Here is a 25,158-nt window from a genome sequence, read left to right on the forward strand (position 1 = left end):
TCAGCAACTTATATTTCGCATAATATATCTTAGGCGATAACACTGCATTCGCCTTCACAGGTCGTCGATGCTGGCCTCTGCTGCGCTTTGGGCCTCATGCTTGAGCCAGGCGGCGAACGCCCTTGCCGGCGCCGACGCGCCGCTGCGCTTGGTCAGCACGTGGTAAGCCAGTTCCGTAGTCAGAGCGCCGTCAGCGAAAGGCGCCACCAGCCGGCCGGACGCAAGGTCTTCAGCGACAAAGGCGTACGGCGCCAGGGCCACGCCCTGACCATGAGCCGCCGCTTCAATGGCCAAGGCCGTCTGATCGAAACGCGGCCCAGCCTGGGCGTCGATGTCCGTCAGTCCCCGGGCCTTGAGCCAGGCCGACCAGTTCGGGCGCGGTTCTTCCAATTCGCTGGGCCGCAGATGGATCAGGACGTGGCGCGCCAAGTCCGACGGCCGACGCAAGGCGTTGTCGCCCATGGTTAACGAGGGCCCGCAGACCGGCGTCACATCGGCGTTCAGCAACCTTTCCGAGCGCACGCCGGGATAGTCGCCCCGCCCGTAACGGACCGCAACATCGACCCGGCCGCCGCTGACGTCAGCCAGCCGCATGTCGGCCGACATCCAGACCTCGATTTCAGGATGCGCCGCCGCGAAACGGGCGATGCGCGGCGCCAGCCATTTGGAGGCGAAGGACGGCGGCACGCTGACCGCCAGGGCGTGGCGGCGGTCGGGCCGATAGAGCAGGTCCCCTGCCCGTTTCAGATAGTCGAACCCGTCGCGCAACAGCGGATAGAGTTCGGCGCCCAGCTCCGTCAGCGCAATCTGACGACCTTCGCGATGGAACAGCGGGGCTCCTGCATGCTCTTCCAGAATGCGGATCTGCTGGCTGATGGCGCCGGGCGTGACGGATAGCTCCTCGGCGGCGCGGGTGATGTTGAGCCGACGGGCGGCGGCCTCGAAAGCCTTCAGGGCGTTGAGCGGCGGAAGCCGGCTGTCGACGACGGAATCCTTGCGGCGGGTCATCAGCGCATCCAGTTCGGCGTCGGCAGGCCGCGAGCGTTCAGGAACGCCGGGTCATAAATCTTGCTGGCGTAGCGCTGACCGGCGTCGCACAAGACGGTCACGAGGGTGTGGCCGGGCCCCATATCCCGAGCCATGCGGATGGCGCCGGCGATGTTGACGCCGCTCGAGGGACCGAGCGACAGCCCTTCCTCGCGAACCAGGTCGAAGAGGATCGGCAGGAACTCGGCATCCTCGATGCGATAGGCATGGTCGACCGAGAGGCTCTTCAGATTTCCGGTGATGCGATTTACGCCGATCCCTTCGGCGATTGAACCGCCCTCGCCTTTCAGCACGCCCTCGGTAAACCAGCTGTAGAGGGCGGCGCCCGGCACGTCGGCCAGTCCGACCTGCAGGGCCGGATTGCGCTCACGGAGGTAGGCTGAGGTTCCCGCCAGAGTGCCGCCCGAGCCGACGGCGCAGATGAAACCATCGACGCGGCCGTCCGTCTGCTTCCAGATTTCCGGTCCGGTGGCCTCATAGTGGGCCTGACGATTGGCCGGATTGTCGAACTGGTCGGCGTAGAAGGCGCCGTTCGGCTCGCTGTCGTTCAGTTCTTCGGCCAGACGGCGCGAGAAGTGGACGAAGTGGTTGGGGCTGGCGAAGGGCGCCGGATCGACCTCGATCAGGCGGGCGCCGTGCAGGCGTACGGCCCGCTTCTTTTCTTCCGTCTGGGTGCGCGGCATGACGATGACGACCGGATGGCCCAGCGCCGCCCCGACCAGGGCCAGGCCCACGCCGGTGTTGCCCGCCGTGCCTTCGACGATCGTTCCGCCAGGCTTCAGCGCCCCTGAGGCGCGCGCCGCGCGGATGATGCTGAGCGCGGCGCGATCCTTGATCGAGCCGCCGACGTTCAGGAACTCGGCCTTGCCCAGAATTTCGCAGCCGGTCGCCTCAGAGGCGCGCTTTAGGCGCACCAGGGGCGTGTTGCCGATCAGGCCGAGGACGTCAGGCGCGACAATCATGGAAAATCCGAACCGTGGGGAGGAGCGATCCTCTTAGCCACAGTTCAGATTTTCTAACAACCGGCCTAGATGTGAATGACGCGGCCATAGGCGTCGAGTGCGGCCTCGTGCATGGCCTCGGACATGGTCGGGTGCGGATAGACGATGCCATGGATGTCTTCCTCGGTCGCTTCCATCGTGATGGCGGTGACGTAGCCCTGGATCATCTCGGTGACGTCGGCGCCGATCATATGGGCGCCGATCAGGGCGCCGGTCTTGGCGTCGAAGATGACCTTGACGAAGCCTTCGGTCTCGCCCGCCGCGATAGCCTTGCCGTTCACCTTGAACGGGAAGCGGCCGATCTTGACCTCGCGCTTCTCGGCCTTGGCCCCCTGCTCCGTCACCCCGACCGAGGCGACCTGCGGCTGGGCGTAGGTGCAGCCGGCGATCGGCGAATGGACGTTCGGCGTCTTGTAACCCGCGATGTGTTCGGCGGCGTGAATGCCTTCGTGCGAGGCCTTGTGCGCCAGCCAGGGCGCGCCGGCGCAGTCGCCGATGGCGTACAGGCCCTTCACATTGGTCTGGCAGTGGCTGTCGGTCTTGATGTGGCCGCGGTCCAGTTCGACGCCCAGCGCCTCCAGACCGATGCCGTCGGTGTTGGCGGTGATGCCGACGGCCGAGATACAGACCTCGGCCTCCAGGCTTTCAACCTTGCCATTGACTTCAAGATCGACCTTCACGCCCTTGGAATCCTTGGAGACCTTCGTCACCTTGGCGCCGAGCTTGAACTTGATGCCGCGCTTTTCGAAGCCCTTCTGGGCGGCCTTGGAGACCTCTTCGTCCTCGACAGGCATGATGCGGTCGACGGCTTCGACGACCGTCACCTCGGCGCCCAGGGCGCGGTAGAAGCTGGCGAACTCGATGCCGATGGCGCCCGAGCCGATGACCACGAAGGTCTTGGGCAGTTTTTTCGGCGCCAGGGCGTCGCGATAGGCCCAGATCTTGTCGCCGTCAGCCTCAAGCCCGATCTGCGGCAGGGCGCGGGCGCGGGCGCCGACAGCCAGCATGACGGTCTTGGCTTCGATCGCGCGCGAGCCGCCGGCCTTCAGAGCCACGACGACCTTCGGCGCAGCGGCGCCTTTCTCGAGTTTGGCCGAGCCCTCGATGACCTCGATCTTGTTCTTCTTCATCAGGAAGCCGACGCCCTGATTCAGTTGCTTGGCCACGCCGCGCGAGCGCTGGATGATGGCGTCGAAGTCGAACGAGGCGCCCGAGGCGGACAGGCCGTAGTCCTTCAGGTGCGACAGGCTTTCGAACTTCTCGCCGGACTTCAGCAGGGCCTTGGTCGGGATGCAGCCCCAGTTCAGACAGATGCCGCCCAGGTTCTCGCGCTCGATGATGGCGACCTTCTGGCCCAGTTGGCTGGCGCGGATGGCCGCGACGTAACCGCCGGGGCCCGAGCCGATGACGACGAGATCGAATTCAGCAGCCATGATCAGATCAACTTCTCGATGTCGGCCTTGATGGCCTCGGGTTCAGTCTGGGGCGAATAGCGCGCGACGACGCGGCCTTCGCGGTCGGTCAGGAACTTGGTGAAGTTCCACTTGATGGCCTGGGAGCCCAGGAAGCCGCGCTTCTGTCGGGTGAGCCAGGCGTAGAGAGGGTGGCGGTTCGGTCCGTTGACCTCGACCTTGTCGAACAGAGGAAAGGTCACGTCGAAGCTGCTGGCGCAGAAGGCGGCGATTTCCGCCGCCCTGCCCGGCTCCTGCTGGCCGAACTGGTTGCAGGGAAAGCCCAGGACCTCGAACGGCGCGTCGACGAAGTCGCGGTGCAGCTTCTCCAACCCGGCATACTGGCCGGTGAAGCCGCACTTTGACGCCGTATTGACGATCAGCAACGCCTGACCGCGAAAGCGGTCCAGCGCCACGTCCGCGCCATCGATGGCCCGGGCGGAGAAGTCATAGACCGAGGTCATGACTTCACCCTCCCCTTACGCCAGCATCGCCACGGGATCTTCGATCAGCGGCTTGAACGCCTGCAGGAAGCGGGCGCCCGTCGCACCGTCGACCACGCGGTGATCGCAGGTCAGGGTCACGGTCATGACGGTAGCCGGCACGATCTGGCCGTCCTTGACGACTGGACGTTGTTCGCCGGCGCCCACGCTCATGATGCAGCCCTGCGGCTCATTGATGATCGAGGTGAACTGCTTGATGCCGAACATGCCCAGGTTGGACACCGAGAAGGTGCCGCCCTGGAACTCTTCGGGCTTCAGCTTGCGCTCACGGGCCCGCTTGGCCAGGTCCTTGGACTCGGTCGCGATCTGGGCCAGGCCCTTGGTCTCGGCCTTGCGGATGATCGGGGTGATCAGGCCGCCGTCGATCGCCACCGCCATGGAAACGTCGGCGTTGTGATGCATGGCGATGCCTTCGGGGGTGTAGGAGGCGTTCGCCTCCGGCACCATCTTCAGGGCCAGGGCGGCGGCCTTGATGACGAAGTCGTTCACCGAGACCTTGACGCCCTGCGGCTCCAGCATCTTGTTCACCTTGGCGCGGACGGCCATCAGCTGGTCGATCTCGACGTCGATGAACAGCGGGAAGTGCGGCACGTTCTGCACGCTCTCGACCATGCGGCGGGCGACGGCCTTCTTCATGCCGTCCAGCGGGATCAGGTCATAGCTGCCGTCCGGAATGCCCATCTGAACCAGCGACAGGGCCTTGCGCGGCTCGGCTGCGGTCGCAGCCGTCGCGGCGGCCGGTTGAGCGCCGCCCTTGCCGGCGGCCTCCACGTCGCGCTTGACGATGCGGCCGTGCGGGCCGGTGCCCTTGACGGCCTTCAGGTCCAGACCTGCCTGGGCGGCCAGACGGCGCGCCAGCGGCGAGGCGAAGATGCGGCCGCCGTCGTCAGACTTCGGTGCGGCCGGAGCGGGCGCGGCTTCGGCCTTCGGAGCCTCCGCCTTGGGCGCTTCAGCCTTCGGCGTCTCGGCCGGAGCATCAACTTTCTTGGGCGCGGGCGCTACGTCGTCGCCGGACAGGCGGGCGATAGGCGTATTGACCTTCACGCCCTCGGAGCCTTCCGGCACCAGGATTTCCAGCACTTCGCCTTCGTCCACGGCTTCGACTTCCATCGTCGCCTTGTCGGTCTCGATCTCGGCGATCACGTCGCCGGCCGAGACGGTGTCGCCGACCTTGACGTGCCACTTGGCCAGCACGCCCTCCTCCATCGTCGGAGACAGGGCGGGCATCAGGATATCGGTCATCAGGCGTTCCCCGCTTGCGGTGAAACCGGCTCGGCGACGGTGCGGACGTTATCGGCCTTGATCACGTCGCTGAGCCCTTGAAGGATGCGGTCATAGGCGGCCTTTTCATTGTGGCCGTGACGCACGGCGTAGCCATGCGCCATGTGGCGCGCGGCATAGGCCAGGAGTTCTCCGAACTTGATGGGGTCGGCGAAGGCAGGCTTCACCGACATCACCGGTTCGTCTTTCGACCACCACATGCGCAGCAGTTCGACCGCGTCGGCGTCAGCGGCGACGCTGTCCGGCACGGTCAGTTCGAACTCTGCGGGCTGGGTCACGCCATCACCTTCTTCACGGCGGCGACGATCTTGTCGACGCCCGGCAGGGACAGGGCTTCCAGGTTGGCGGCGTAGGGCAGCGGCACGTCTTCCTGGTGCACGCGCAGCGGCGGCGCATCCAGATAGTCGAAGGCGTGCTCGATCACGCGGGCGACCACTTCGGCGCCGACGCCCATGGGACCCCAGCCCTCCTCGGCCGAAACCAGGCGGTTGGTCTTCTTGACGCTCTCGACGATCGTCTCGTGATCCAGCGGACGCAGGGTGCGCAGGTCGACGACTTCGGCCGAGATGCCTTCTTCAGCAAGCTTTTCAGCGGCTTGCAGGGCGAAGCCGACCATACGGCTGTGCGCCGTGATGGTGACGTCCGTGCCTTCGCGGCGGACCTTGGCCTTGCCGATCGGCACGACATAGTCCTCGACGTCCGGCACGTCGAACTCGTGGCCGTACATCATCTCGTGTTCGAGGAAGACGATGGGGTTCGGATCGCGGATGGCGGCCTTCAGCAGCCCCTTGGCGTCGGCGGCGTCATAGGGCGCCACGACCTTCAGGCCCGGAATCTGGGCGTACCAGGCGGAGTAGTCCTGGCTGTGCTGGGCGGCCACGCGGGCGGCGGCGCCGTTCGGGCCGCGGAAGACGATCGGACAGCCCATCTGGCCGCCGGACATGTACAGGGTCTTGGCCGCCGAGTTGATGATGTGGTCGATCGCCTGCATGGCGAAGTTCCACGTCATGAACTCCACGATCGGCTTCAGGCCGGCAAACGCCGCGCCCACGCCCAGGCCGGCGAATCCGTGCTCGGTGATCGGAGTGTCGACCACGCGGCGATCCCCGAATTCCTGCAGCAGATCCCGGCTGACCTTATAGGCTCCCTGATACTGGGCGACTTCCTCGCCCATCAGGAAGACGGCCTCGTCGCGGCGCATTTCCTCGGCCATGGCGTCGCGCAGGGCGTCGCGGATGGTGGTCTTCACCAGCTTGGCGTCGGCCGGAATCTCAGGATCACGCAATTCGACCTTGGGCTGGGCAGGCGCAGCGGCGGCCGTTGCGGCGACAGGCGCCTCGGCTTCAACGGCCGTCATCGGCTCAGCGGCCTTCGGCGCGGGCGCCGCAGCGCCGTCTTCGCCCGCCAGACGTGCGATCGGCGTATTGACCTTCACGCCCTCGGCGCCTTCCGGCACCAGGATTTCGAGAACTTCGCCCTCGTCCACGGCTTCGACTTCCATCGTCGCCTTGTCGGTTTCGATCTCGGCGATCACCTGGCCGGCCGACACGACGTCGCCAGCCTTGATGTGCCACTTGGTCAGCGTGCCCTCTTCCATCGTGGGGGACAGCGCCGGCATCAGAATGTCCGTCACGTATCAGGCCTCCACGTAGACGTCGGTGTAGAGCTCGGACGGATCCGGCTCAGGGCTCTCTTGAGCGAACTGTACAGCTTCGGCCACGACGGCCTTCACTTCATTGTCGATCGCCTTCAGTTCGTCCTCGGTCGCCTTGGCGGCGGCGAGAAGCATCTTGATGTGGTCGATCGGGTCGCGGGTCTTCTTGACCTCGTCCACCTCTTCCTTGGTGCGGTACTTGGCCGGGTCGGACATGGAGTGGCCGCGATAGCGGTAGGTCTTCACTTCCAGGATGTAGGGACCTTCGCCGGCGCGGGCGCGCGCCACGGCGCGGGCGGCGGCGTCACGCACGGCCAGTACATCCATGCCGTCGACCTGCTCGCCGGGAATCCCGAAGCTGGCGCCGCGCTGATACAGTTCGGTCGTGGACGACGAGCGCTCGATGCTCGTGCCCATGGCGTATTGGTTGTTCTCGATGATGTAGATGGCCGGCAGCTTCCACAGCTGGGCCATGTTGAAGCTCTCGTAGACCTGCCCCTGGTTCGAGGCGCCGTCGCCGAAGTAGACGAAGCTGACCGAGTCGTCGCCGCGGTACTTGCCCGCGAAGGCCAGACCCGTGCCCAGCGCGACCTGCGCGCCGACGATGCCGTGACCGCCATAGAATCCGGTCGGCACGTCGAACATGTGCATGGACCCGCCCTTGCCCTTGGACGATCCGCCGATGCGGCCCGTCAGCTCGGCCATGACTTCCTTCGGGTCCATGCCCGCGGCCAGCATGTGGCCGTGGTCGCGGTAGCCCGTGATGATCTTGTCGTAGCCCTGCTTGACGCTCTCCTGAACGCCGACGGCCACGGCTTCCTGACCGATGTACAGGTGGCAGAAGCCCCCGATCAGGCCCATGCCGTAGAGTTGGCCCGCGCGCTCTTCAAAGCGACGGATGAGAACCATCTCGCGGTAGAAACGCAGCAGGTCTTCCTTGGAAGCCTGCGGCGTGTTCAGGAATCTTTTCGCCCGTGCTGGGCGAGTTTTTCTGAGCGGCGGCTTTCGCCATCCGGCATCTCCCGGCTTACACCCCTGTTTCAGGGACTCTTATCGTTACAGAAAGGGGCTTTAGCAGCCTTCGTTCCCGAAACGCAAAGCAGCCAGCCAGGCTGTAACAATAGTTCAGGAGGCGCGGGTCGCGCCACGGTTGTGGCCAGCGGGGCCGTTCAGCCGAACCACATAGTCGCGCGGGTCGGCGAAGCCGATCACCGCCCTCGCCCGCTCCTCCAGAAGATCCTTCGAGAGACTCTCGGTGCGCAGGTAGCGGACGCGGACTTCCAGGTCCTGGCGCTGCTCGGTCAAGCGCGTCAGTTGGGACTGTCGCTGGGACAGCAAAGCGTCGCGTTCACCGCCACTTAGCAGGCCGCGTTCACCCGTCAGGGCTTGCACGCCCAGATAGGCGATCAGCAACAGCAGCAGGACGGACGGCAGGTAGGGCTTCATCTGCTCGGGCACAACGGACGCTCCTTCTGAGCGCGCACAAACACGGTGACCTATCAGTGAGCGAAAATGCCTAACGAACCGTAGCTTGGCCGTAATTGCGAACGCCGCCCCCGAGGTTCGGAGGCGGCGCCCAGCACATCTTCGTGATGCAGCTTATTTCAGCAGCATGCCGTCGCCGAAATAGGCGGCTTGGTCGCCCAGCATCTCTTCGATGCGCAGCAGCTGGTTGTACTTGGCCGTCCGGTCCGAACGGGCCAGCGAGCCGGTCTTGATCTGACCGCAGTTGGTGGCCACGGCCAGGTCGGCGATGGTCGAGTCCTCGGTCTCGCCGGAACGGTGCGACATCACGGCGGTGTAGCCCGCGCGGTGCGCCATATCGACGGCGTCCAGCGTCTCGGACAGGGTGCCGATCTGGTTGACCTTGATCAGGATGGAGTTGGCCAGGCCCTCGCCGATACCTGCGGCGAGACGGCGCGGGTTGGTCACGAACAGATCGTCGCCGACCAGCTGGACACGGTCGCCCAGGCGATCCGTCAGCAGCTTCCAGCCGTCGAAGTCATCCTCGGCGCAGCCGTCCTCGATCGAGACGATCGGGAAGCGTTCGACCAGATCGGCCAGATAGTTGACCATGCCCTCGGCGTCGAAGGACTTGCCCTCGCCCGCCAGCTCATACTTGCCGTTCTTGAAGAACTCGGTCGAGGCGACATCCAGCGCCAGGTGGAAGTCTTCGCCTGCCAGATAGCCCGCCGCCTGGCCCGCCTTGGTGATGAAGGTCAGGGCTTCGTCGGCGGAGGCCAGGTTCGGAGCGAAGCCGCCCTCGTCGCCGACGTTGGTGTTGTGGCCGGCGTCCTTCAGCGCCTTCTTCAACGCATGGAAGATTTCGGCGCCCATGCGCAGGCCTTCCGAGAAGCTCTCGGCGCCCGTCGGCATGATCATGAATTCCTGAATGTCGATCGGGTTGTCGGCGTGGGCGCCGCCGTTGATGATGTTCATCATGGGCGTCGGCAGGATGCGGGCCGAGACGCCGCCGATATAGCGGTGCAGCGGCAGACCGGCCGAGATGGCGCTGGCCTTGGCCACGGCCAGCGACACGCCCAGCATGGCGTTGGCGCCCAGACGCGACTTGTTCTCGGTGCCGTCCAGTTCGATCAGGGCTTCGTCGATGCGGCGCTGGTCCTCGGCGTCCATGCCGGACAGGGCGTCGAAGATCTCGCCGTTGACGGCGTCGACCGCCTTCTCGACGCCCTTGCCGCCCCAGACGTCCTTGTCGCCGTCGCGCAGTTCGACGGCTTCGTGCGCGCCGGTCGAGGCGCCCGACGGCACGGCGGCGCGGCCGAAGCTGCCGTCTTCGAGGATCACGTCCACTTCAACCGTCGGATTGCCCCGGCTGTCGAGAATCTGGCGGGCGACGATGTCGACGATATCGGTCATGAATCTCTGCGCTCTGACTGAGTTGGGAAAGGTCGGGCCGGTTTAGACCAGACCCGCTTGAATCGCCACAGGCGAGACGACGGTGAACATATGCGAAAACGGCGCGCGAGAGGCTCGCGCGCCGCTGAATTTGCGCCCGGCCGGAGCCGGATCGCCAGAGGAGACCTTAGTCTTCCTGCTGGGTCAGAACCTGACGGCCCTTGTACATGCCGGTCTTCAGGTCGATGTGGTGCGGACGACGCAGCTCGCCGGTGTCCTTGTCTTCGACATAGGTGTTGGCGCCCAGGGCGTCGTGAGCGCGACGCATGTTGCGACGCGAGGGGGATACTTTGCGCTTCGGAACGGCCATGTCCGTCTCAATCTCTAAGTCGGTGCGCCGGTGAAGACGCGAAAACAACAGCGGCGGCCCCCCGATAAGAGCCGCCACGCGAGGGCGGGCTTATGCATGAAGCCGCAAGGGATTTCAAGTCGCGGAATGATAATGGTTCAGCCCGCCGCCGCCTCGACGAGGGTGGCGTCCTGTCCATCCCTACGGCAGAGTTCCGGCGCTGAATATCACGGGAGGACGACATGCGCGATTCTTGGCGCGATTTCTGGATGACGACGGCGGGGTCGGTCGCCTTCATCGGCCTCCTCGCCGGAACGCCGGCTCAGGCTCGGGAACAGTCCACGTCGAGCATCGCGGTCCTGGCTCTACCCGAAGCGGCGGCCTACCCCGAGGGCGTGACGGTCGATCCGGCCACCGGCGCGATCTACACCACCAGCGCCAATACCGGCGTCGTCGTCAGCGTTGATCCCGAAAACAGGGCGACCATCGTGATCGGCGATCCGCTGGATATGGCCGACGCCCGCCCCGCGACGCCGGTTTCAGTGGCTCTGGGCCTCAAGGCCGATGGAGAAGGACGCCTGTGGGTCGCCGGGGCGCGGACAGGCTCGATGCATGTCGTCGACATCGCCACCGGTCGACGACTGGCGCGATTCACCACCCCCGAAGGCGCGGCGCTGATCAACGACGTGGCCCTGACGACCGATGCGGCCTACTTCACCGACACCGTGCGACCGGTGCTATGGCGCGCGCCGCGCGATCCCATCGCCGATCAGGCGCTGCAGCCCTGGCTGTCGTTCGAGGGAACGGCCATTCGCTACGGCGAGGACGCCAATCTGAACGGAATCGCGGCCACGCCGGACGGACGCTATCTGATCGTCGTGCAGATGAAGGCCGGCAAGCTTTTCCGAATCGATACGAGCACCCGCGAGATCACGGCGATCGACACAGGTGATTCGGCGCTGGACGGCGGCGACGGCCTAGCGTTGCACGGTCAGAGGCTGTTCGTGGTGCGTCAGTGGTCCGAGGAGATCGTGGCCCTGGATCTGTCGTCCGATTTCACCACGGCGACAGAGGCGAAGCGGCTGGCGTTCGCCGAACTGGCCTGGCCCGCCACGGCCGCCGTGCGCGGCGACCGCCTCATCGTCGCCAACAGTCAGTTGAACCGTCGCGGCCCGGGAGATCCCGTCCTGCCGTTCAGCCTCGTCTCAATCCCGCTGTCGGCGTTCGACTGATCGTCAGGCTCAAGCCGAGCCCGCCAAGGTCTCGGCCGCCGCCTCGCCGATCGCCAGGGAACTGGTCAGGCCGGGGCTTTCGATGCCGAACAGGGCCATCAGGCCGTCGATGCCGTGATGCTCTCGGCCATGAAGCTGAAAATCCGGCTGCGGCTCGCCCGGCCCATGCAGCTTGGGCCGGATGCCCGCGTAGTCGGGGGTCAGCCGCTCGACCGTCACGCCGGGCCAGAAGCGGCGGATGTAGCGGGCGAACTCTTCCGCCTTGGCCGGATCGACGGAATAGTCCTCGGTCTCGACATAGGCCAGGTCGGGGCCGAACACCCCCTGCCCGCCCAGATCCTTGCGGTAGTGGGTGCCCAGCGCGCCGGGGATCGGCGGCGGATAGATCAGGCGGTTGAACGGCGCCGCGCCCGTCAGACGGAAGTAGATCCCCTTGCCCAGATGACGCGCGGGAATATCAGCGGCGGGATAGCCGTCGATTCGAGCTGCGACGTCTTGAGCCGACAGGCCAGGCGCCGTGACCAGAAGGCGGCTGGTCACGGTCATCGCCCCCTCCCCACCCACGCGAACGGACAAGCCGCCGCCCGGCAAGCCTTCCGCCCCCTCGAAAGGCGCGGAGATCACGACCGCGCCGCCCGCGTCCTCGATCTCGCCCTGCAGAGCCAGCATATAGCCGTGACTATCGAACACGCCGCTTTCGGGCGACAGGATGGCGGCGTGGGCGTTCAGTTCCGGCTCAAGCGCCCGCGCCTGGGCGCCGGTAAGATGCTCCAACCGCTCGACGCCGTTGGTCGTCGCTTGCTGGAAGATGGTCTCGATGCGCTCCACCTCGGCTTCCTCGGTCGCCACGACCAGCTTGCCGCACTTCCAGTGGTCGACCTTTCGGCTTTCCAGGAAATCATAGAGGGCGCGTCGCCCTTCGACGCAGAACTTCGCCTTCAACGAGCCGGTCGGATAATAGAGTCCGCCGTGAATCACCTCGGGATTGCGCGAGGAGACGCCCTGACCGATGTGCGGCTCCTTCTCCAGCACCAACACCGTCAGGCCGCGTCGCGACAGCGCCCGGCCGCAGGCCAGCCCCACAGCTCCCGCGCCCACGACCGTCGCATCGAAGTCGAAAGGCGCGCCCATGGTTCTACCTCTTGCCGTAGAGAGCCTTGGCCCGGCTCTCGAAACACTGGATCAGCTTGTCGACCGCCCGGTCGAAGTTCGCCTGAAGCATCATGTCCAGCATGCGCGACTTGAAGGCGAAGTCGATGGAGAATTCCAGTCGCGTCCCCTGCGGATGCGGATGGAACTCCCAGCGGTTCTTCAGGTGCTTGAACGGGCCGCGGATCAGGCCGACCTCGACCTTGGGCGCGTGCACGTCATGACGCACCCAGGTTGAGAACTTCTCGGTCAGGAAGGCGAATCCGACCCCGGCCTCGGCGTCCAGCAGATGCACGCCCGGCGCCTCGTCCCGCACGTTCCAGACGCGCATGGCGGTGATCCACGGCACGAAGTCGGGATAGGCGCGCACGTCCGCCACCATGGCGGCCAGTTGCTCGGGCGCATAGGGCAGGATGCGCGTTACGCGATGGACGGCCAAGGGTTCAGCGGCCGTTCCGGGACGACAACTGGGCCTCACGCGCCGCCCGCAGCCGAGCGAAGTCGTCGCCTGCGTGGTGCGACGAGCGCGTCAGCGGCGACGACGACACCATCAGGAAGCCCTTGGCCCGCGCGATCGCCTCATAGGCCTTGAACTCTTCGGGCGTGACGAAGCGGTCGATGGCCGCGTGCTTGCGGGTCGGCTGCAGATACTGGCCGATGGTGATGAAGTCGACGCCGGCGGACCGCATGTCGTCCATCACCTGCATGACCTCTTCCTTGGTCTCGCCCAGACCGACCATGATGCCGGACTTGGTGAACTGGTTCGGGTCGCGCTCCTTGACCATCTGCAGCAGGCGCAGGGAGTGGAAGTAGCGGGCCCCCGGCCGGATCTTCAGATAGAGGCGCGGAACCGTCTCGAGGTTGTGATTGAAGACGTCGGGCGTGGCGTCGATCATCACCTCGGCCGCGCCGTCCTTGCGCAGGAAGTCGGGCGTCAGGATTTCGATGGTGGTGTTCGGCGCCTGGATGCGAATCTGGCGCACCACCTCGGCGAAGTGGGCGGCGCCGCCGTCCGACACGTCGTCGCGGTCCACCGAGGTGATGACGACGTGGTTCAGTTCCATCTGCGCCACGGCCAGACCGACCTTGGCCGGTTCTTCCGGGTCCAGCGGCTGCGGCAGGCCGGTCTTGACGTTGCAGAAGGCGCAGGCCCGCGTGCAGGTGTCGCCCATGATCATCAGGGTGGCGTGCTTCTGGCTCCAGCATTCGCCGATGTTCGGGCAGGCGGCCTCTTCACAGACGGTGTGCAGCCCCTTGGAGCGCACGATGTCCTTGGTGGCGTTGTACTGGCCCGAGCCAGGCGCCTTGACGCGCAGCCAGTCAGGCTTCTTCAGCACCGCCGATTCCGGGCGGTTCTGCTTTTCAGGGTGACGAAGCTCAGACGGCTTCTTCTGCAGGGTGTCGATCAGCGTGACCATCGCCGGCGGTCTGGCTCCTGTTTCTGAAGGCGGTATGTCGGCCTTCCGATGTGCAAAGGCAAGGCACAGTCGGTTTCAGTCCGACATCGGAACGGCCTCACGCGACGTTACGCATCTTTTCAAGGCGACCTTACGTCACTAGGTTCCGGCCTCTTGTAACCGAGAGGGCCGCGCCAGAGCTCTCCGAAGGAGGACGTGCTTGCTGCGGGCAGCCCTGGACCCCAAGGTCTATGAAGAGACCCTGTTCGACGCGCTGATCGATGCGCGCGCCCGCTATGGCGACAAGGAGATTCTGGAGGACCAGGATCGCCACCCCCTGACCTATACCGGCCTGATCCGCGCCGCCTTCGTGCTGGGCCGCAAGATCGCCAGACTGACCCAACCGGGAGAACGCGTCGGCGTGCTGCTGCCGTCCAGCGCAGGCGTGGTGGTGACCTTCTTCGCCCTGCACGCCTTCGGACGCGTGCCGGTCATGCTGAACTTCACCTCGGGCGAAGCCAATCTGAAGGCGGCGCTGAAGACGGCGGGCGTGAAGAAGATCCTGTCGGCCAAGCGTTTCGTCACCCAGGCCAAGCTGGACGACCTGATGGAAGCCCTGGGCGAGGTTTCCGAGATCGTCTGGCTGGATGATATCCGCAAGACCATCGGCCTGGCCGACAAACTGTACGGCCTCAGCGCCGGCATGGCGCCCAAGCGGTTTCGCGTGAAGACCGACCCGGATTCGGCGGGCGTCGTCCTGTTCACCTCGGGCAGCTTCGGCGCGCCCAAGGGCGTGGTGCTGAGCCAGAAGAACCTGGTCGCCAATGCGCGCCAGGTGGCGGCCCACATCGACCTGGACCCCGACTGGGTGATGTTCAATCCGCTGCCGACCTTCCACTGCTTCGGCCTGACAGGCGGGGTCATCCTGCCGCTGCTGCAGGGGTTGAAGGCGTTTGAATATCCCTCGCCGTTGCACGCCAAGCAGATCACCGATCTTCTGCCCCAGGTGAAGGCGTCGATCCTGTTCGCGACCGACACCTTCCTGAACCAGTACGCCCGTGTGGCCGAGCCGGGCGACTTCGCCACCCTGAAGTTCGCGGTCGCCGGAGCCGAGAAGGTGCGCGAGGAAACTCGCGCCGCCTTCGACGCCAAGTTCGGCGGCCTGACCCTGTTGGAAGGTTATGGAGCCACCGAGGCGGCGCCGGTCGTCGCCGTGAACCATCCCGACCGCAACCGGCCGGGCACGGTGGGCCAGATACTGCCGGGCATGGAATACCGCATCGAACCGGTTGAAGGCATCGAGGTCGGGGGGCGCCTGTATCTGCGCGGACCGAACGTGATGGAAGGCTATATCTCGCCGAACGACCCGGACAATCTGGAGCCTCTGGCGGACGGCTGGCACGATACGGGCGACATCGTCGATATCGACGCCGAGGGCTACATCACCATCCTGGGCCGGGTGAAGCGCTTCGCCAAGATCGGCGGTGAGATGGTGTCTCTGACGGCGGTCGAAGGCATGGCCGGCGCCGTCTGGCCGACCGGCCACCACGCCGTCGTCGCCGTGCCTGACAGCAAGAAGGGCGAGCGCCTGGTCCTGGTCACCGACGTCGCGGAGGCCGAGAGCTCACGCCTGACCGAATGGGCGCGTGACAACGGCGCGCCCGAACTGGCGGTGCCGAAGAAGATCATCAAGGTCGAAAGCATTCCGGTCCTGGGCACCGGCAAGACCGACTATGTGACCATCCAGAAGAAGGTCGAGGATGAATTGAAGAGCGCCTGACAAGGCGCTTGCCGTTCGACGCCAGTGTCATAACCTCGGCCGTCCGGTCCCGCTCGCGGGGCGCAACGGCCGAGGAGGTTTCATGGCCCGACGTTCGACATCCCTGGCCGGCTGGGAGCCGCATTTTCTCAGCCTTCTGAGAATTGTCTCCGGCCTGCTTTTGCTTCAGCACGGCGCGCAGAAGATTCTGGGTTTTCCGCCGGGCGGTCGCGGCGGCGGAGTCGATCTGTCGACTCTGGCGGGTTGGTCCGGTCCCATTGAACTGGTCGGCGGCGTCCTGTTGGCGCTGGGCCTGTTCAGCCGTCCGACGGCTTTCATCCTGTCAGGCTTCACCGCCGTGGCCTATTGGATGGTTCACGCGCCGCAGAGCCCCTACCCCATCAACAACGGCGGAGAGCTGGCGGCCCTCTACTGCTTTGTCTTCCTGTACCTGGTCTTCGCCGGGCCGGGGCCGTGGTCGCTGGACAACGCCCTGCGCGGCGGCCGACGCTAAGAAACGAAACGCGGCGTCCGGTCAGCCGATCCGGACGCCCGTCATCGAGATCGATCCGCCTTCGATCACATCATTGAAGAAGCGGACGGACTCGCCCGACGCCTGCTGCGCGGCGACATAAAGCAACGGCAGATAGTGTTCGTCCGTCGGAACGCTGAGCTGCGCCTGTTCGGCCAAGTGGACCCAGTCGATCAGGGCGTCGTGGTCGCCCGCCATGAGGGCGCGCTTGACCGCCTCATTGAAATCGACGGCCCAGTCATAGGGCTCGCCGCCCGCCCGTTTCCACGTCCGCAGATTGTGCACGAAATCGCCCGAACCGGCGACGATGACGCCTTCGTCCCGTAAGGGGCGCAGGCGCTGGGCCAGTTCATAATGGGCGCGGGCGTCGAGGGGGCGGTCCAGCGACAATTGCACCACGGGCACGTCGGCGTCCGGCCAGACATGGGCCAGGACGGACCAGGTCCCGTGATCCAGCCCCCACTGCGTCGTCTGCAATGCGCCTGTCAGTTGCGCCACCCGGTTCGCCAGCGAGGGCGAGCCGGGCGCGGGATACTGCATGGCGTGAAGTTCGGCCGGGAAGCCTCCGAAATCATGGATGGTTTCCGGCAGCTCCTGCGCCGTCACGCCCAGCCCGCGCGTCTCCCAGTGAGCCGAGACCATGACGACGCCTTTCGGCTTGCCGATCTCCTGCCCCAACGCGCGCCAGGTGTCCGCGAAGGGACCGCCCAGCGCATTCATGGGGGAGCCGTGACCAAAGAAGAGTGCGGGCTGGCGCATGTTCTTAACCGTGCAGCTTCCTGGCGATTTCCGCGACATGCTTGCCCTGGAAGCGGGCGCCGTCCAGTTCATTCTGGCTCGGCATGCGCGAGCCGTCGCCCTTGGTCAGGGTCGTGGCTCCGTATGGGGTGCCGCCGGTGATCTCGTCCATGTTCATCTGGCCGGCGAAGGCGTACGGCAGGCCGACGACAACCATTCCCTGGTGCATGAAATAATGATGCAGGCCGAGGAAGGTCGTCTCCTGGCCGCCGTGCTGGGTGGCCGAGGCGCTGAAGGCGCTGCCGACCTTGCCGACCAGCTTGCCCTGCGCCCACATGCCGCCCGTCTGATCCAGGAAGGCGCGCATCTGCGAGGCGGCGGTGCCAAAGCGGGTCCCGGCGCCCAGGATGATAGCGTCATAGTCGGCCAGTTCCGCCACCGTGGCGATCGGCGCGGCTTGATCCATCTTGTAGCCTGAACTGCGCGCCAGCTCTTCCGGCACGGTTTCGGGGACGCGCTTGATGTCCACGACGGCGCCTTCGACCTGCCGCGCGCCTTCGGCGACGGCTTCGGCCATTTGTTCGATATGGCCGTAGGTCGAGTGGTAGAGGACGAGAATCTTAGGCATGGCCGCTCCGGCAAAACTGAAACGATGCATACAGCAACAGCATCAGTGCCTGATTTAACGTCATGTTGCGGCGCCGCAAGGCCTTCTTGTCAATTTTCTCAACGATCGCCGATCGGACAAACACGATCGTAAAAGGCGCTTTCGCCTGGAACCCGCGCGCCCCGCGACAGCAGGAAGCGGTGTTCGACCACCATGGCCTGCTGCTCGATGTTCAGGCCGATCCATTCGCAGCGCTCATCGACCGGATAGGCGTAGGCGCCCGGCCCGTCGCCCGCTTTCAGCTTGCCGGTCAGCAGATTGACGCCGTTCTGGGCCTGCCAGACATGGACCAGTTCGTGAATGAAGACCGCCTGAGTTCGCAGCGACGCCTGCGACAAATCCGGCGCCAAGGTCGCCCTGGGCCAGACGATCCAGTTGCGGCCGAACCAGCGTCCCGGCACGAAGGCCCGGTTGAACGGCCAGGGCGAGCCCAGGAAGCGGATGTCGTCCAACCGCAAGTCACGCCCGAACACTTCGCGCGCCAGCGCCGCCTCGCCATGCGCAAGCGGTCGGATCATCGACCGACCCACTCCCAGTGCCAAGGCTCATAGACATAGGGGACGAAGCCGAACCGCCCGGCGTTCTTGACCAGCCAACGATAGGTCGGCGTCTGGCTCATGTAGCGGCGACTGTGAACGTCAGTGGAATCGACGCCCATGCCCTGCAGGTGGCCGACATAGAGGTCGACGGCCGTGCCGGTCCGGTGCGGCGAGCAGACGGCGCGTCTCAAGCCGTCGCAGTTGCCGTCGCGCGCGCATCGCGCCGCGTCGGCCTCCGGATCGCGGAAAGAGGAAAAGATGCGCAGCAGTTCCGGTTCGGCGGCGATCTCCGGAACTTCGGCGCGGGCCGCCGCCGCCATGGCGCGATAAGCGTCCAGCACGTCGCGACGCAGCAGACGCGTCAGGCGTTCGGCGTGTTCCTCTCCTGTCGTCAGATAGGCCAGGTCGGCGACGGGAGGCGGATCCGGGCATTCTCCCCTCACCCGCGCCATGACGAAGGGTCGCCGCTCCTGCCACAGGCCCCGCAACACCTGAAAGGTCGCCTGGTCGAACCGGCCGCTGGCCGTGACCCCATAGCGCGCCTGGAACGCGGCCAGGGCTTCGGCGAAGCCCGCCGATGTCGGATCGCAGGGCGAACCGACCTCCTGTTGGATCAACGGGACATAGGCTTCCCAGCCCAACTCGGACGGCCCGAACGGAACCCACTCCAGCGCATAAAGGGAGATGGCGTTCGCCTCGGCCGTATCGTCCCAGGCGCCGGACGCCCGGTCGCAGATCTGGGCGGTCGGCGCAGGTTCCGGAGCCTCGGCGTGAGCCTGTCCGGCGAAGGCGGCGATCAAGGCGGCGATAACGAAGGCGGACGCTTTCCACATGACCACAGCAGGCCTCAGGTTGAGAGTCGCCGCAAGCCCTCCGCGGTCTTCGCGCCTGCGCCGAAAACCTGCATGGTGACCGTTGCGGCCGACTCGCGCCGCGAACAGGCCGTGACCGCATGACCGCAACCGCAGCGCCTTCGTCCGCTCTCGCCGCGCCCGACGCGCCGCGCCGTTCCAACGCCATCCTGGCCGCCTTCTCAGGCCCCTGCCTGCCGCTGGCGGCTTTCGGCGTGGCCCTGCCCGTCACCTTGCCGGAATTCTACGCCACCCACGTCGGCATAGAGATGGGCATGGTGGCCGCCGTCTTCATGGCGGTGCGGCTGATCGACATCCTGTTCGATCCCTTCATCGGCTGGGGCATGGACCGGACGCGCACGCGCCTGGGCCGCTATCGCCCGTGGATGGCGGTGGCGACGCCGATCCTGATGCTGGCGGCGCTGATGATGTTCGTGAGGGTCCAGCCGGGCGCCGGGCCGATCTATCTGTTCGCCTGGCTGCTGGTGCTCTACCTCGGCTTCTCAATGGGAACGCTGGGGCAGTTGGGCTGGGCCGCCGTGCTGGCGCCGCAGTATGACCAGCGCAGCCGCGTCTATGGCTGGTGGCAGGTGTTCAACATCATCGGCGTGATCCTGATCCTGATCCTGCCGACCATCGTGGTGAAGACGGGCCTGGGGAACTACGTCGACGGGGTGCGCATCATGGGCTGGGCCATCATCATCGCCCTGCCCCTCACCATCGGCCTGGCCATGGTCGCCGTGCCCGAGCCCGTCAATGCGGGCGCCGCGCCGCACGGCGGACCGCGCGCCTATCTGGCCCTGTTCAGGATGAAGACGGTGCGCAAGCTGCTGATCGCGGACCTGCTGCTGGGCATCGCGCCGGGCATTACGGGGTCGCTGCTGTTCTTCTTCTTCGGCCAGATCAAGGGCTACGACCACACCCAGGCGTCGCTGTTCATGCTGATCTACTTCATGGCCGGCCTGGTCGGGGCGCCCGTCTGGGCCTGGCTGGCGACGAGGATCGGCAAGGATCGCGCCCTGGCGGTCGCCAGCCTGATCTTCGCCGTCTTCTACGTCGGCGCCACCCTGGTCCCCGGCGGGAACTTCGCCCTGACAGCGGTCGCGATGTTCATCGCCGGCCTGCCCTATGCCGCGGGCCTGTTCCTGCTGCGCGCCATGATGGCGGATGCGGGCGACGAGGTGCGGCTGGAAACCGGCGTGGATCGCACCGGCCTGATGTTCTCCATCCTGTCGGCCACGACCAAGATGGGTCACGTCTTCGCCCTGCTGCCTTACGCTATCCTGCCGCTGGTGGGGTTCAAGGCGCTGCCGGGGCCGGAGGGGAATAGCGACTTCTCGCTGTTGATCCTGCAGATCCTGTTCATCGCCGTGCCGGGCCTGCTATTGGCGGCCACGGCCTGGGTGCTGAAGGGCTATCCCCTGACCGCACGCAGGCACGATGAAATCCGCGCCGCCCTGGCGCAAAGAGACGCCGGACACGCCTGAATGACTCACCCCGTCGACCGCCTGAAAGACATCATGGTTCGCCTGCGCGATCCGAACGGCGGCTGTCCCTGGGACGTGGAGCAGACCTTCCAGACCGTCGCTCCCTATACGATCGAGGAGGCCTATGAGGTCGCCGACGCCATCGAGCGCGGCGACATGGACGAACTGAGGGTGGAACTGGGCGACCTGCTGTTCCAGGTCGTCTTCCACTCGCGCATGGCTGAGGAAGCAGGGCATTTCCAGCTGGAAGACGTGGCCGAGGCCATGGCTGACAAGCTGGTTCGCCGCCATCCGCACGTCTTCGGCGACGAAGCCGCCAAGGCCACCGGCCCGGCCCAGAAGGACCGCTGGGAAGACATCAAGGCCGCCGAGCGCAAGGCCAAGGAACAGCACGGCGTGCTGGACGACGTGCCGGTCGGCCTGCCTGCCCTCACCCGCGCGGCCAAACTGACCAAGCGCGCGGGGCGTGTCGGATTCGACTGGCCCTCCACCGACGAAGTCTTCGACAAACTGGCCGAAGAGGTTCAGGAACTGCGCGTCGAGATCGCCGCCGGCGACAAGGAGAAGGCCCGCGAGGAATTGGGCGACCTGCTGTTCGTCGTCGCCAATCTGGCCCGCAAGCTGGAGGTCGAGCCGGAAGACGCCCTGCGCGCCGCCAACGCCAAATTCGTTCGTCGTTTCGAGTTCATCGAGGCCGAACTGAAGAAAGACGGCCGCACGCCGGAGCAGTCCGACTTGTCCGAAATGGACGCCCTGTGGGACGCCGCCAAGGCCGCCGAGCGGGCGTGAACCGAAGTCCGTTCGACCTCATCATCTTCGACTACGACGGGGTCATCGCCGACAGCGAACTGCTGAACAATGCGGTCATGGCCGAACTGCTCAGCGAAATCGGCTTGCCGACCACGCTGGACGACGCCCTGGCGACCTATCTGGGCAAGCGCTGGCTGGACTGCGAGGCGCTTATTTCGGAACGACTGGGCGCGCCTTGCCCGCCTGGCCTGCAAGACGAATGGACGCGGCGCTGTCACGATCGCGCCCGGCGCGACCTGACGTCCGTCGCGGGGTTCGACGCCTTCCTGACGGGACGCGAGGAGCCGCGTTGCGTCGCCTCCTCCAGTCCGCCCGACTGGATCGAGCTGGGTCTGCGCCATTTCGGGGCTCATGACGTCTTCGGCGGCCCGATCTTCAGCGCCGCCGTTCATGTCAGCCGGGGCAAGCCGCATCCCGACCTGTTCCTCTACGCCGCCGAGGCGATGAAGGCCGCGCCGGAGCGCACCCTGGTGATCGAGGACAGTCCGACCGGCGTGCTGGCGGGTGTGGCGGCGGGCATGACAATCGTCGGCCTGTGCGCGGGCGGCCATGTCCGCGGCGATCACCCTCAACGCCTGAAACAGGCCGGCGCGCACCAGGTGTTCGACAGCTACGCCGACCTGGCAGGCTGGATCGCCGAGACGGCCTAGACGTAGCGCAATTCCTGCAGGTCGATCTCGCGGATCAGCTTGCGCGCCGTCTCTTCGTCGATCAGTCTCTGGCGGCCGAGGCGCACCAGTTCCTCACGCTCCGCCGCAAGGCCGGTCAGGCGCAGGCGGCGCTCGATGTCATCGGCGCGGCGCGCCTGGACCACGGCGTCCTCCTCCATGCTGGCGCGCATGTCGATGCGGTGGCGATAGACCTCCATCACTCGCGTGGCGGTTTCGGCATAGAAGTCGGGATCGACCTTGCCCTCGGCCATGGCGTGCTGAGCGTCCTCAATGGCTCGGATTGCGGCCCAAGCGGCGGCTACGCGGGATCGGTTCTCCTCGGCCTGATGGTCATCCTCCGGCGGAAGCTGCACGCCCCTCAAAAGACGAGGCAGGGCGATCGTGGCCAGCACCAGGGAGACGATGATCACTCCCGCCGCCAGGAAGATGGCCAGGTTCCGCGCCGGCATGGGCGAACCGTCGCTCAGGTAGAAGGGCAGCGTCAGAATGCCCGCCAGGGTGATCGCCCCGCGCACCCCCGCCAGCGACATGACGGCCACCAACCGCAGCCCGACCTTGGGCGGGGCGCTGCGGCCCTTTCGACGGAACAGAGTCAGCTTCAGCGACGTCCACACCCAGACGAAACGCAAGGCCGCCAGGGCCGCGACGATGGCGAAGACATAGACGGCCAACCACCAGATCTCGTCATGATCGGTGGAACGGATCACCTCGGCCGCACGCGCCATGATGGACGGCATCTGCTCGCCCAGGATGACGAAGATCAGGCCGTTGGCGACGAACTGCACCGTGTCCCACACCACGGCGCGCCGAATGCGGGTCGCAGCCAGGGCCGAGCCCTGACGCTCGGTGAAACTCATCGTCACGCCCGCCGCCACCGCCGCCAGAATGCCCGAGGCGTGGATGGCTTCCGCCGCCAGATAGGCCGCGAAGGGCATCAGCAGACTGATCAGGATCTGCCCGCCGACGTCCTCGCCCCAGCGGCGGCTGATGAAGGCCTTCACCAGGCCGATGGCGAGGGTCACGACGATGCCGACGGCCACGCCGACCAAGGCCAGCCAGGCGAAGGTTCCAAAAGCGCTGCTCAGGGAAAAGGCGCCGGTCGTCGCCGCCAGCACGGCGATCCGCATGCAGGTCAGGCCGCTGGCGTCGTTCAGCAGCGACTCGCCCTCCAGTATGTGCATCAGCCGCTTCGGGATCGGCGCCCGCCCGGCGATGGCCTGGACGGCGATCGGGTCGGTCGGCGACAGGATGGCCGCCAGGGCGAAGGCCACGGCCAGCGGCATGGCCGGGATCAGCCAATGGATCAGGAAACCCAGCCCCAGGACGGTGAAGACCACCAGTCCCAGAGCCAGCTCCAAGATCACCACCCTGTCCCGGAACAGCGCCTCCTTGGGGATACGCCAGCCGTCCACGAACAGCAGGGGCGGCAGGAACAGCAGGAAGAAGATATCCGGCTTCAGATCGACCGACTCGCCGGTGATCAGCACCACCCCCGCCCCAAGCGCGATCTGCACCAGCGGCAGGGCGATGCGCGTGATCCGAGCCAACCACCCTGACAGCACCACGGCCAGCAACAGGAAGAGGATGGTCTCGATCAGGTGCATGACAGGATCAGTCGATCACGTCCGGATACAGCCGTTCAAGTCGCCCCAGCGCGGCGGGATGCAGTCGGACCGTCAGATGGACCCGGCCGTCATCATCCGTCTCGCGCCCCGTCACACGGCCGTTGGCGTACAGCCACGCCAGCAGGTCGCCGCGATGCGGCTCGACCGTCAGATGAGTCTCCGGATCGTCGTCGATCAGACCGGCGATGGTCTCGCGCAGGGTCTCGATCCCCTCGCCCGTCCACGCGGACACGGCGACAGCCTGACCGTCGCGCGCCAGACGCTCGGCCTGACCGACGATGGATTCGCGGGTTTCCGGCTCCAACAGGTCGATCTTGTTCCAGACTTCGAGGATGCGGCGCGTCTTGCCCTCGGGCGTTGGAATCTGCTCCAGCACCGCCTCGACGTCCTTGGCCTGGGCCGCGCTGTCGGGCGAGGCGATGTCGCGCACATGCAGGATCAGGTCCGCCTCGCCGACTTCCTCCAGGGTGGCGCGGAAGCTCTCCACCAGTTCGTGCGGCAGGTCGGAGACGAAGCCCACGGTGTCGGCGATGATGGCCGGCCGCCCCTGGGGCAGACGAATGGTGCGTTGTGTCGTGTCCAGCGTGGCGAACAGCAGATCCTTGGCCAGCACCTCCGACCCGGTCAGCCGATTGAACAGCGTCGACTTGCCCGCATTGGTGTAGCCGACCAGGGCGACCGACGGGAACGGAACCTGTCGACGCGCCTTGCGGTGCAGGCCGCGCGTGCGGCGCACCTCTTCCAGCTCGGCCTTCAGCCGCACGATGCGGTCGGCGATCATGCGCCGGTCCAACTCGATCTGGGTTTCGCCGGGGCCGCCCGTGCCGCCCGTCCCGCCGCGCTGGCGTTCCAGGTGGGTCCAGGTGCGGACGAGGCGCGAGCGTTCGTACTCAAGCCGCGCCAGCTCGACCTGCAGCCGGCCTTCGCGCGTGCGAGCGCGGCGGCCGAAGATCTCGAGGATCAGACCGGTGCGATCGATGACCTTGATGTCCCAGAAACGCTCCAGGTTGCGCTGCTGCACCGGGGTCAGTTGGTCGTCGATGACGACCGCCTCGGCGTCGGCGGCCAGGATCAGGGCCGAAATCTCTTCCAGCTTGCCTCGACCGATCAGGGTGGCGGGCGTGACGGAGCGCAGGCGCACGATTTCCTGCGCCCGCACGTCAAGGTCCAGCGCCTGGGCCAGGCCCACGGCTTCTTCCAGGCGTTCAGACGCATGGCGCGCATTGTCGCCACGACGGTCAGGATGGATGACGACGGCCCGGATCAGCGGGACGGCGTGGTCAATGAGTTTGGAGGTCAATCAGTCTTCTTCGGCGTCGGGCTCGTACAGTTGCACGGGCGCGGACGGCATGATGGTCGAGATGGCGTGCTTGTAGACCAGCTGCGATTGGCCATCGCGACGCAGCAGCACACAGAAGTTGTCGAACCAGGTGACGATGCCCTGAAGCTTGACGCCGTTCACCAGGAAGATGGTCAGCGGCGTCTTCGTCTTGCGGACGCTGTTCAGGAAGGTGTCCTGGAGGTTCTGTCGTTTGTCTTGCGACATGGCAGGTTGATCC

At 66.1% G+C, this 25,158-nt stretch carries 27 protein-coding genes; 6 read left to right on the top strand and 21 right to left on the bottom strand.

From position 1 onward, the window contains the following. Positions 1–54: 54 nt before the first annotated feature. The 11 genes from gcvA to rpmF all read right to left on the bottom strand — a co-directional run bounded on the left by gcvA (position 55) and on the right by rpmF (position 10,163). Positions 55–1,008, bottom strand: coding sequence for a transcriptional regulator GcvA (gcvA, locus tag AC52GN_RS07430; protein ID WP_496528647.1), 954 nt, complete (start codon positions 1,006–1,008; stop codon positions 55–57). Then, positions 1,008–2,009 carry a cysteine synthase A gene (locus AC52GN_RS07435; RefSeq protein ID WP_496528648.1) on the bottom strand — a complete coding sequence of 334 codons (1,002 nt, stop codon included), beginning with the start codon at positions 2,007–2,009 and terminating at the stop codon, positions 1,008–1,010. The genes gcvA and AC52GN_RS07435 overlap by 1 nt, the downstream gene beginning before the upstream one ends. Positions 2,010–2,074: 65 nt before the next feature. Beyond that, complete coding sequence (gene lpdA, locus AC52GN_RS07440; RefSeq protein ID WP_496528649.1) at positions 2,075–3,481, bottom strand: dihydrolipoyl dehydrogenase; 1,407 nt, start codon at positions 3,479–3,481, stop codon at positions 2,075–2,077. A gap of 2 nt (positions 3,482–3,483) precedes the next feature. Next, positions 3,484–3,963, bottom strand: a complete 480-nt coding sequence (locus AC52GN_RS07445; protein ID WP_338574968.1) for a glutathione peroxidase — start codon at positions 3,961–3,963, stop codon at positions 3,484–3,486. Positions 3,964–3,978: 15 nt separating this feature from the next. Next, complete coding sequence (locus tag AC52GN_RS07450; protein WP_496528650.1) at positions 3,979–5,244, bottom strand: pyruvate dehydrogenase complex dihydrolipoamide acetyltransferase; 1,266 nt, start codon at positions 5,242–5,244, stop codon at positions 3,979–3,981. Beyond that, positions 5,244–5,561, bottom strand: coding sequence for a DUF5076 domain-containing protein (locus AC52GN_RS07455; protein WP_343829776.1), 318 nt, complete (start codon positions 5,559–5,561; stop codon positions 5,244–5,246). Before AC52GN_RS07455 ends, AC52GN_RS07450 begins: the two co-directional genes overlap by 1 nt. Continuing rightward, entirely contained in the window at positions 5,558–6,916 is a 1,359-nt protein-coding gene (locus AC52GN_RS07460) for a pyruvate dehydrogenase complex E1 component subunit beta (RefSeq protein WP_496528651.1), read from the bottom strand. The genes AC52GN_RS07455 and AC52GN_RS07460 overlap by 4 nt, the downstream gene beginning before the upstream one ends. A 3-nt stretch (positions 6,917–6,919) precedes the next feature. Next, complete coding sequence (gene pdhA / locus AC52GN_RS07465) at positions 6,920–7,897, bottom strand: pyruvate dehydrogenase (acetyl-transferring) E1 component subunit alpha (protein ID WP_496528781.1); 978 nt, start codon at positions 7,895–7,897, stop codon at positions 6,920–6,922. A gap of 165 nt (positions 7,898–8,062) precedes the next feature. Then, a complete protein-coding gene (locus AC52GN_RS07470) occupies positions 8,063–8,383 on the bottom strand; it encodes an FtsB family cell division protein (RefSeq protein WP_291776129.1) in 321 nt (106 codons plus the stop codon). Positions 8,384–8,536: 153 nt separating this feature from the next. After that, entirely contained in the window at positions 8,537–9,814 is a 1,278-nt protein-coding gene (eno, locus tag AC52GN_RS07475; RefSeq protein WP_496528652.1) for a phosphopyruvate hydratase, read from the bottom strand. 166 nt (positions 9,815–9,980) lie between these two features. Then, positions 9,981–10,163: a 50S ribosomal protein L32 gene (gene rpmF / locus AC52GN_RS07480; protein WP_040345353.1), complete on the bottom strand. Its 183-nt coding sequence runs from the start codon at positions 10,161–10,163 to the stop codon at positions 9,981–9,983. A gap of 221 nt (positions 10,164–10,384) precedes the next feature. Here rpmF and AC52GN_RS07485 point away from each other — a divergent pair, with 221 nt between their 5' ends. Beyond that, positions 10,385–11,374 carry an NHL repeat-containing protein gene (locus AC52GN_RS07485; protein ID WP_496528653.1) on the top strand — a complete coding sequence of 330 codons (990 nt, stop codon included), beginning with the start codon at positions 10,385–10,387 and terminating at the stop codon, positions 11,372–11,374. Positions 11,375–11,383: 9 nt separating this feature from the next. On the opposite strand, the gene AC52GN_RS07490 is transcribed toward AC52GN_RS07485, so the two are convergent. The 3 genes from AC52GN_RS07490 to lipA are packed head-to-tail and all read right to left on the bottom strand — an operon-like array spanning position 11,384 to position 13,941. Further along, the gene (locus AC52GN_RS07490; RefSeq protein WP_496528654.1) at positions 11,384–12,505 is read right to left on the bottom strand and encodes an NAD(P)/FAD-dependent oxidoreductase; all 1,122 of its coding nucleotides are present in this window, start codon (positions 12,503–12,505) and stop codon (positions 11,384–11,386) included. Between the two features lie 4 nt (positions 12,506–12,509). Then, positions 12,510–12,962 carry a type II toxin-antitoxin system RatA family toxin gene (locus tag AC52GN_RS07495; RefSeq protein ID WP_291775143.1) on the bottom strand — a complete coding sequence of 151 codons (453 nt, stop codon included), beginning with the start codon at positions 12,960–12,962 and terminating at the stop codon, positions 12,510–12,512. 4 nt (positions 12,963–12,966) lie between these two features. Beyond that, the gene (gene lipA / locus AC52GN_RS07500) at positions 12,967–13,941 is read right to left on the bottom strand and encodes a lipoyl synthase (RefSeq protein ID WP_291775141.1); all 975 of its coding nucleotides are present in this window, start codon (positions 13,939–13,941) and stop codon (positions 12,967–12,969) included. 202 nt (positions 13,942–14,143) lie between these two features. Between lipA and AC52GN_RS07505 the strand changes: the two genes are divergently transcribed. Next, entirely contained in the window at positions 14,144–15,700 is a 1,557-nt protein-coding gene (locus AC52GN_RS07505) for an AMP-binding protein (protein WP_496528782.1), read from the top strand. 82 nt (positions 15,701–15,782) lie between these two features. Next, positions 15,783–16,193, top strand: a complete 411-nt coding sequence (locus AC52GN_RS07510) for a DoxX family protein (RefSeq protein ID WP_291775137.1) — start codon at positions 15,783–15,785, stop codon at positions 16,191–16,193. 21 nt (positions 16,194–16,214) lie between these two features. Here the strand turns inward: AC52GN_RS07510 and ygiD are convergent, their stop codons facing one another. The 4 genes from ygiD to AC52GN_RS07530 all read right to left on the bottom strand — a co-directional run bounded on the left by ygiD (position 16,215) and on the right by AC52GN_RS07530 (position 18,988). Then, positions 16,215–16,970, bottom strand: coding sequence for a 4,5-DOPA-extradiol-dioxygenase (gene ygiD / locus AC52GN_RS07515; RefSeq protein ID WP_496528655.1), 756 nt, complete (start codon positions 16,968–16,970; stop codon positions 16,215–16,217). Positions 16,971–16,974: 4 nt separating this feature from the next. Beyond that, entirely contained in the window at positions 16,975–17,577 is a 603-nt protein-coding gene (gene wrbA, locus AC52GN_RS07520; protein ID WP_343829769.1) for an NAD(P)H:quinone oxidoreductase, read from the bottom strand. A gap of 98 nt (positions 17,578–17,675) precedes the next feature. Then, entirely contained in the window at positions 17,676–18,134 is a 459-nt protein-coding gene (locus AC52GN_RS07525) for a hypothetical protein (protein WP_496528656.1), read from the bottom strand. Further along, positions 18,131–18,988: a D-alanyl-D-alanine carboxypeptidase family protein gene (locus AC52GN_RS07530; protein WP_496528657.1), complete on the bottom strand. Its 858-nt coding sequence runs from the start codon at positions 18,986–18,988 to the stop codon at positions 18,131–18,133. Before AC52GN_RS07530 ends, AC52GN_RS07525 begins: the two co-directional genes overlap by 4 nt. Positions 18,989–19,107: 119 nt before the next feature. Between AC52GN_RS07530 and AC52GN_RS07535 the strand changes: the two genes are divergently transcribed. From AC52GN_RS07535 to AC52GN_RS07545, 3 genes are read left to right on the top strand one after another with little or no spacing between them, the layout of a single operon-like run. Continuing rightward, positions 19,108–20,493, top strand: coding sequence for an MFS transporter (locus tag AC52GN_RS07535; protein WP_496528658.1), 1,386 nt, complete (start codon positions 19,108–19,110; stop codon positions 20,491–20,493). Continuing rightward, positions 20,494–21,282 (top strand): nucleoside triphosphate pyrophosphohydrolase, encoded by a 789-nt coding sequence (mazG, locus tag AC52GN_RS07540; RefSeq protein ID WP_291775126.1) that lies wholly within the window; start codon positions 20,494–20,496, stop codon positions 21,280–21,282. It begins immediately after the preceding gene. Continuing rightward, complete coding sequence (locus AC52GN_RS07545) at positions 21,279–21,953, top strand: HAD family hydrolase (protein ID WP_496528659.1); 675 nt, start codon at positions 21,279–21,281, stop codon at positions 21,951–21,953. The genes mazG and AC52GN_RS07545 overlap by 4 nt, the downstream gene beginning before the upstream one ends. Here the strand turns inward: AC52GN_RS07545 and AC52GN_RS07550 are convergent. Genes AC52GN_RS07550 through hfq form a run of 3 tightly spaced genes read right to left on the bottom strand, consistent with a single transcriptional unit; the run spans position 21,950 to position 25,145 of the window. Further along, complete coding sequence (locus AC52GN_RS07550; protein ID WP_496528660.1) at positions 21,950–23,578, bottom strand: Na+/H+ antiporter; 1,629 nt, start codon at positions 23,576–23,578, stop codon at positions 21,950–21,952. The two genes, AC52GN_RS07545 and AC52GN_RS07550, sit on opposite strands and share 4 nt — an antisense overlap. Before the next feature lie 7 nt (positions 23,579–23,585). Beyond that, a complete protein-coding gene (gene hflX / locus AC52GN_RS07555; protein WP_346486923.1) occupies positions 23,586–24,899 on the bottom strand; it encodes a GTPase HflX in 1,314 nt (437 codons plus the stop codon). Continuing rightward, on the bottom strand, positions 24,900–25,145 hold the full coding sequence (gene hfq / locus AC52GN_RS07560; protein WP_003164861.1) for an RNA chaperone Hfq: 246 nt from the start codon (positions 25,143–25,145) through the stop codon (positions 24,900–24,902). Positions 25,146–25,158: the final 13 nt, after the last annotated feature.

Source organism: Brevundimonas sp. SS2672, from assembly GCF_059579685.1.

Coding starts and splice junctions, on each gene's coding strand:
- AC52GN_RS07490 (WP_496528654.1), bottom strand. CDS start 12,505: ATGGGCGCGCCTTTCGACTTCGATGCGACGGTCGTGGGCGCGGGAGCT.
- AC52GN_RS07435 (WP_496528648.1), bottom strand. CDS start 2,009: ATGATTGTCGCGCCTGACGTCCTCGGCCTGATCGGCAACACGCCCCTG.
- ygiD (WP_496528655.1), bottom strand. CDS start 16,970: ATGCGCCAGCCCGCACTCTTCTTTGGTCACGGCTCCCCCATGAATGCG.
- lpdA (WP_496528649.1), bottom strand. CDS start 3,481: ATGGCTGCTGAATTCGATCTCGTCGTCATCGGCTCGGGCCCCGGCGGT.
- AC52GN_RS07510 (WP_291775137.1), top strand. CDS start 15,783: ATGGCCCGACGTTCGACATCCCTGGCCGGCTGGGAGCCGCATTTTCTC.
- mazG (WP_291775126.1), top strand. CDS start 20,494: ATGACTCACCCCGTCGACCGCCTGAAAGACATCATGGTTCGCCTGCGC.
- AC52GN_RS07525 (WP_496528656.1), bottom strand. CDS start 18,134: ATGATCCGACCGCTTGCGCATGGCGAGGCGGCGCTGGCGCGCGAAGTG.
- wrbA (WP_343829769.1), bottom strand. CDS start 17,577: ATGCCTAAGATTCTCGTCCTCTACCACTCGACCTACGGCCATATCGAA.
- hfq (WP_003164861.1), bottom strand. CDS start 25,145: ATGTCGCAAGACAAACGACAGAACCTCCAGGACACCTTCCTGAACAGC.
- eno (WP_496528652.1), bottom strand. CDS start 9,814: ATGACCGATATCGTCGACATCGTCGCCCGCCAGATTCTCGACAGCCGG.
- AC52GN_RS07450 (WP_496528650.1), bottom strand. CDS start 5,244: ATGACCGATATCCTGATGCCCGCCCTGTCTCCGACGATGGAGGAGGGC.
- rpmF (WP_040345353.1), bottom strand. CDS start 10,163: ATGGCCGTTCCGAAGCGCAAAGTATCCCCCTCGCGTCGCAACATGCGT.
- AC52GN_RS07535 (WP_496528658.1), top strand. CDS start 19,108: ATGACCGCAACCGCAGCGCCTTCGTCCGCTCTCGCCGCGCCCGACGCG.
- AC52GN_RS07470 (WP_291776129.1), bottom strand. CDS start 8,383: ATGAAGCCCTACCTGCCGTCCGTCCTGCTGCTGTTGCTGATCGCCTAT.
- AC52GN_RS07485 (WP_496528653.1), top strand. CDS start 10,385: ATGCGCGATTCTTGGCGCGATTTCTGGATGACGACGGCGGGGTCGGTC.
- gcvA (WP_496528647.1), bottom strand. CDS start 1,008: ATGACCCGCCGCAAGGATTCCGTCGTCGACAGCCGGCTTCCGCCGCTC.
- AC52GN_RS07530 (WP_496528657.1), bottom strand. CDS start 18,988: ATGTGGAAAGCGTCCGCCTTCGTTATCGCCGCCTTGATCGCCGCCTTC.
- lipA (WP_291775141.1), bottom strand. CDS start 13,941: ATGGTCACGCTGATCGACACCCTGCAGAAGAAGCCGTCTGAGCTTCGT.
- AC52GN_RS07550 (WP_496528660.1), bottom strand. CDS start 23,578: ATGCACCTGATCGAGACCATCCTCTTCCTGTTGCTGGCCGTGGTGCTG.
- AC52GN_RS07445 (WP_338574968.1), bottom strand. CDS start 3,963: ATGACCTCGGTCTATGACTTCTCCGCCCGGGCCATCGATGGCGCGGAC.